The organism is Marivita sp. (genome assembly GCF_965656765.1).
GTDB lineage: Bacteria > Pseudomonadota > Alphaproteobacteria > Rhodobacterales > Rhodobacteraceae > Marivita.
In genome coordinates, this window is record NZ_CBFHLV010000110.1 from 1 (window position 1) to 5,045 (window position 5,045).

Here is a 5,045-nt window from a genome sequence, read left to right on the forward strand (position 1 = left end):
CTGCATCCCGCCGGACAATTCGCGCGGCAGACGGTCTTCGTACCCTGTCAGATCAACCAAACCCAGCGCATGGTCAGAGATTGCCCAACGCTTGGACTTCGCCACTTTGCGGATCTCCAAAGGGTAGGCGACGTTGTCTCTAACGGACCTGTGGGGCAAAAGCGCCATGTGCTGAAACACCATGCCAATCTGCTGCGCCCGGATACGCCGCAATTCATTGGCCGACAAAACAGACACATCTTGGCCAAGGATCTGGATTTTACCTGCGGTGGGTTCGATCAAGCGATTCACATGGCGCACAAGGGTCGATTTACCCGATCCGGATAGTCCCATAATGCAAAAAATTTCGCCGCGCGACACTTCGAAACTGGCGTCTTGGACACCCACAACGCATCGGTATTTTTCGAGCACTTCCGGCTTGGTCAAACCTTCGTTGAGCACGGCCTTCATGGCCTCATCACTTCGCTCGCCAAAAATCTTCCAAACGTTTTCGAGCTTTACGACAGGGTCGTCCATTGGGCTCTCCCGCGGGATATGCGCACCCCGTGCAGATCGTGCGGGGCGCTTGGGAAAAGGGCCGCAGCAAGAGTGCGGCGGCCCTGATACGAGAGGCTTAGTTGGTCAGCCAGTTGATGACGGTGTCTTCGTTATCAGCAACCCACTGACGGGCGAAATCAACCGCTTCAACTCCATCAACGGCAAGGGCCTTGCCCATCGCGCTCAGGTCATCACCAGTCATTTGGTAGTTCTGAAACAGCGACGCGACTTCAGGATACGCCTCTTCAAGTTCCTTGGCATAATGCAGATGCAGCGTTGCGCCGTTCCATGCAGTCGATGCCTCGGATTTTTCCAGCCAGTCGGGATCATCGGTTGGCTGAACGATGGTCCAGGTCGCAGGATCATGTGCCGGCTCTTCAAGGACGTGGAGGTCCTGAGTCACGAAGATGTAATGCGGGCTGTAGCAGAATCCGATCCACGGCTCGTTCGCCGTCGTCGCGTTTGCAAGGTTCGCATAAGCGATAGTCTCTTCGTACTCTGTAAGTTCGAACATCTGGTCATAGCCATAGGATTTGGCACGGATCTTTTCGACCACAGTTGACGCCCAACCCGGTGCGCCGATCCAGACCTCAGGTGTACCGTTACCGTCTGTGTCAAAGAGCGCGATTTTGTCCGGGTCGCTCAGGTCATCGATGGATTTGATGTCGTACTCTTCAGCGATGTAGCTTGGCACACACATGCCCTGCTCAGCCTGAACCGGATTGCCGTTCATCACGACCGACGCTTTTTCCTTAACGTATGTATCGTGCAGGTTCTGCTGGTTTGGCATCCACACTTCGGGGTGTACGTGCATGGATCCACTGTCCATTGCCTCAAATACGATCGGGTTCGTGCCATTCTGAAGCTCGACATCCAGACCGAGGTTATCCTCGATCACGACTTCAAGTACATGTGCGGTCGCATTTACAGACGCCCAGTTCGGAACACCGATCACGATATCCGCCGCCTGCGCCGCACCAGTGGCACCCAGCGCCACAATGGCCGAGGTCATGAGCGTTTTTGTTTTGATCATTTTCATTTATTCGTCCTTTCCCTGTTGGTTGGTTTTATTAAGGCGCAACTGCGCTTCTTTGCGCGTCGCCCCCTTCATTCACGCTGGGTGAGGACGCACCCAACCGCGAATATTCTACACTGGCACTAACAAGCACCTGCAGCGCGTCAAACATCGGAACTCTAGCGTTTATGGCCGATGCCAAAAGCGAAAACTCGGTACAGCAAATGCAGATCACATCGGCCCCGTCATCGACCATCTGGGCGCAGATGTCTGAGAGCGTGTGCGCTGCGAACTCCGACGGCCCCTGTGCCTTAATCGATCTGATGGTAGCCAAGGCCCTGCCCTGTTCGGCTGCATATACCGAGCTCAGGCCTTGATCGGCCAATGCGGCTTCAAAGACGCCCACTTGCTGCAGCGCGGGTGATCCAAGCAAACCCACTTTGCCGCCGGGCGCGATTTTTCCAGCCTCTGCGCAAGACATCTCAACCATATTCAGAAATGGCGCATCGGTGGCCGTAGCCACCTGATCGGCATAGTAGTGTGCAGTATTGCAAGGCATTACCAAAGCTTCTGCCCCGGCAGCGACCAGCCCTTCCGCCATTTGCGCCAGAACCGGACCGGGGTCTTTGCCACCACCTTCGAGGATCGCCTTGATACGCGACGGCACCTGCGTGTTGTTGTCAACAAGCAGAGGAATGTGGTCAGAATCGTCACGGGCGTCGATTGCATCGACGACCTGCTGCATGAAGTAAATCGTGGCTTCAGGCCCCATGCCCCCCAAAACGCCAATCTTCCGCATCACGCCGCTCCTTTTTGCTGGGCGTTTCCAGCCACATGCGCAATGATGTCAGCGACATGGGCGCAATCCTCAAGGCTGAACGTCAAAGGGATGCGCATATCCAGCAATCCAGTAAGAATTGCATCCGTTTTGGGCAATTCCTGCGGTTCAATGTAGCGCCAGCTTTGATGGTTCGACGTAAACCCAACCGGGCTATCCGCACCGAACCACTTAAGCTCGACCCCCAGAGCCTTTGCATTTGCCACGGCCTTCTGGATAGTTTCAGAGGTCGCATCAGGCATCAGGAACTGAAAAGACGAACCAACATATCGCTCTTCCACAGGGCGGATCGGAACATAGACACCGGGTATCCCGCGCAAACGATCAGCAACCAAATCATGCCGCGCGTTCCAGCGGTCGATATTCGTCTCTAAGCTGTCCAATTGGGTCAAAAGAATCGACGCCCGAAGGTTGTCCATCCGTCCCGACATATTGGGTGTGTCGAGCCGAATATCTTTGAACACTTCAGGTGCCGGCCCAGCCCCGTGGCGTTCATACAGCATGTATGATCCAGAAAGCACTATTGCGCGGGCCATGAACTCTGGATCGTCCGAGGTCAGCAACCCACCCTCACCACTGTTCATGTGTTTGTAGGTTTGGGTCGAAAAACAGCCAGCAATGCCAAAGCTGCCGGATTTCCGACCGTTCCACGACGCGCCCATCGTGTGCGCGCAATCCTCTATTAAAGGAATGCTATGCCGATCAAGTATCGCCATCAAAGCATCCATATCGCATAGATGCCCGCGCATGTTGGACAGCAGAAGGAGCTTGGGTGTTGTCGTTTCGATCTTGGCCTCGAGATCTTGCAGGTCCAGCACCAGATCAGACGTGATCTCAACCAGTACAGCCTCTGCTCCGACAGCCGCAATCGCACCGGGCACAGGGGCAAGGGTAAAGCCGTTGGTCAATACACGGTCACCCGCACCAATACCCAATGCCCTTAGTGCAGTCGCCATCGCATACCCGCCAGAAGTACACGCAAGGCAGTATTTCGATCCTTGATACTCGGCATAGGCTTTCTCGAGCTCGGCCACCGGCCCAAGCTCATCGCCTATGGTGTTATAGCGATGCAGCCGTCCACTGCGCAGCACCTCGACAGCGGCCTCAATCGCGTCGTCTGCGATCGGTTCCTGCTGGGTGAAACTGCCCGTGAAAGGCTGCATCAAAGCATCACTCCGCTGCCATAGTCGGCGCGTCATAGTCGAACGCGGCCGTGTAGCCGAACAGTGCCACACCACCACCGGTGTGAACAAATACGATGTTCTCGTCCCCCTTGAACGCGCCCTTGCGCACAAGGTCGATCAAGCCCGCCGCGCCTTTACCGGAATAAACCGGATCAAGCAGGATACCTTCGAGGCGGGCAAACATCTCAATCGCTGCCAGACCATCCTTGGTTGGAATGCCATAGCCTTCGCCAACATAATCAGTGTTCGCCTCGACATCTTCGCGTGCAACCACGCCAGGGCAGCCCAGCTTTTCAGCTGTTTTCACAGCCAGATTGTAAACGTTCTCTTCCTGCTTCGGCTTGGGTGCGCGCACACCGATGCCCAAAAGCGGGATATTTGCACTGATTGCTTTGAGACCAACAATCAAACCGGCCTGCGTGCCCGCACTGCCGGTGGCGTGTACAATGCGATCAATCTTGAGACCCATGTTGTTGGCCTGCGTGACCAACTCCATAGCTGCGTTGGCATAGCCCAGTGCACCAGTCGCATTTGAGCCACCACCGGGGATGGTGTAGACATTGCGGCCTTCGGCGCGGAACTTGTCCGCGACTGTCTCCATCTCAGCATTCATGTCGAGACCAGAACCCGGACGTTTTTCCGCAGTGGCGCCATGCAGGAAATCAAGAAATACGTTGCCGTTCAAATTGTAGTTCGGATCATTCGATCCTGTGCGATCCTCAAGAAGGATATGGCAGTCGATACCAAGCTTGGCCGCGCAGGCCGCGGTCTGACGTGCGTGGTTCGATTGTGTGGCCCCTTGTGTGATGACAAGATCAGCTCCCTGCGCCTGCGCTTCTGCCATCAGGAATTCCAGCTTGCGGGTCTTGTTGCCACCTGTGGACATACCCGTGCAGTCATCACGTTTGATCCAGATGCGAGGTCCCCCAAGCTCGGCAGACAAACGGTCCATTGGCTCTAGTGCTGTGGGCAAATGGGCAAGGTTTACGCGTGGGAATCGGGAAAAGTGCATCGGGCCGTCCTTTGATTGGTTCGCAGTATCAATTCTGCATGTAACCAGCATCGTCAAATAGAAAAACCAGTGATATTATGCGCGTCACGCATAAAGAGGGGCGAAATGCGCATAGACTGGATCGAAGACCTTGTGGCCCTGTTGGACAGTGGCGGAGTCGCCGATGCCGCCCGCCTGCGAAATATAACACAACCCGCCTTTTCGCGCCGCATCAAAGTTCTCGAAGAGGTTCTGGGGATCGAGGTGATCGACCGCAGCGTCAAACCGAGCGGCCCCTCAACCATTCTGCGCGACCGCGCGGCCGAATTGCGCAAGCTGGCTACGGAACAGAGGCTCTTGCTCGCAGATATGCGGCAGGAGCAAAGCACCGGGTTGCGCCAGTTGGTGATCGCCAGCCAGCACGCAATCACGACATCCATGGGCACCCAGATCATCAATTCAATCGCGGAACCAAGTCGC

At 55.7% G+C, this 5,045-nt stretch carries 6 protein-coding genes; 1 reads left to right on the plus strand and 5 read right to left on the minus strand.

Features of this window, described 5'->3' with window-relative positions; all coding sequences use genetic code 11:
• From ACTG4M_RS16980 to ACTG4M_RS17000, 5 genes are all read right to left on the minus strand, one after another.
• On the minus strand, positions 1 to 516 hold a 516-nt coding region (locus ACTG4M_RS16980; protein ID WP_439124853.1), incomplete at its 3' end, for an ATP-binding cassette domain-containing protein.
• Between the two features lie 97 nt (positions 517 to 613).
• On the minus strand, positions 614 to 1,576 hold the full coding sequence (locus ACTG4M_RS16985; protein WP_439124854.1) for an ABC transporter substrate-binding protein: 963 nt from the start codon (positions 1,574 to 1,576) through the stop codon (positions 614 to 616).
• 31 nt (positions 1,577 to 1,607) lie between these two features.
• Entirely contained in the window at positions 1,608 to 2,351 is a 744-nt protein-coding gene (locus ACTG4M_RS16990) for an aspartate/glutamate racemase family protein (RefSeq protein WP_439124855.1), read from the minus strand.
• Entirely contained in the window at positions 2,351 to 3,553 is a 1,203-nt protein-coding gene (locus ACTG4M_RS16995; protein ID WP_439124856.1) for a DegT/DnrJ/EryC1/StrS family aminotransferase, read from the minus strand. Before ACTG4M_RS16995 ends, ACTG4M_RS16990 begins: the two co-directional genes overlap by 1 nt.
• Positions 3,554 to 3,560: 7 nt before the next feature.
• The gene (locus ACTG4M_RS17000; protein ID WP_439124857.1) at positions 3,561 to 4,586 is read right to left on the minus strand and encodes a D-cysteine desulfhydrase; all 1,026 of its coding nucleotides are present in this window, start codon (positions 4,584 to 4,586) and stop codon (positions 3,561 to 3,563) included.
• 105 nt (positions 4,587 to 4,691) lie between these two features.
• On the opposite strand from ACTG4M_RS17000, the gene ACTG4M_RS17005 reads away from it, so the two are divergent.
• On the plus strand, positions 4,692 to 5,045 hold a 354-nt coding region (locus ACTG4M_RS17005), incomplete at its 3' end, for a LysR family transcriptional regulator (RefSeq protein WP_439124858.1).

Excerpts from the sequence above, each read along its gene's own strand:
- ACTG4M_RS16985 (WP_439124854.1), bottom strand. The coding sequence starts at position 1,576 with ATGAAAATGATCAAAACAAAAACGCTCATGACCTCGGCCATTGTGGCG.
- ACTG4M_RS16990 (WP_439124855.1), bottom strand. The coding sequence starts at position 2,351 with ATGCGGAAGATTGGCGTTTTGGGGGGCATGGGGCCTGAAGCCACGATT.
- ACTG4M_RS16995 (WP_439124856.1), bottom strand. The coding sequence starts at position 3,553 with ATGCAGCCTTTCACGGGCAGTTTCACCCAGCAGGAACCGATCGCAGAC.
- ACTG4M_RS17000 (WP_439124857.1), bottom strand. The coding sequence starts at position 4,586 with ATGCACTTTTCCCGATTCCCACGCGTAAACCTTGCCCATTTGCCCACA.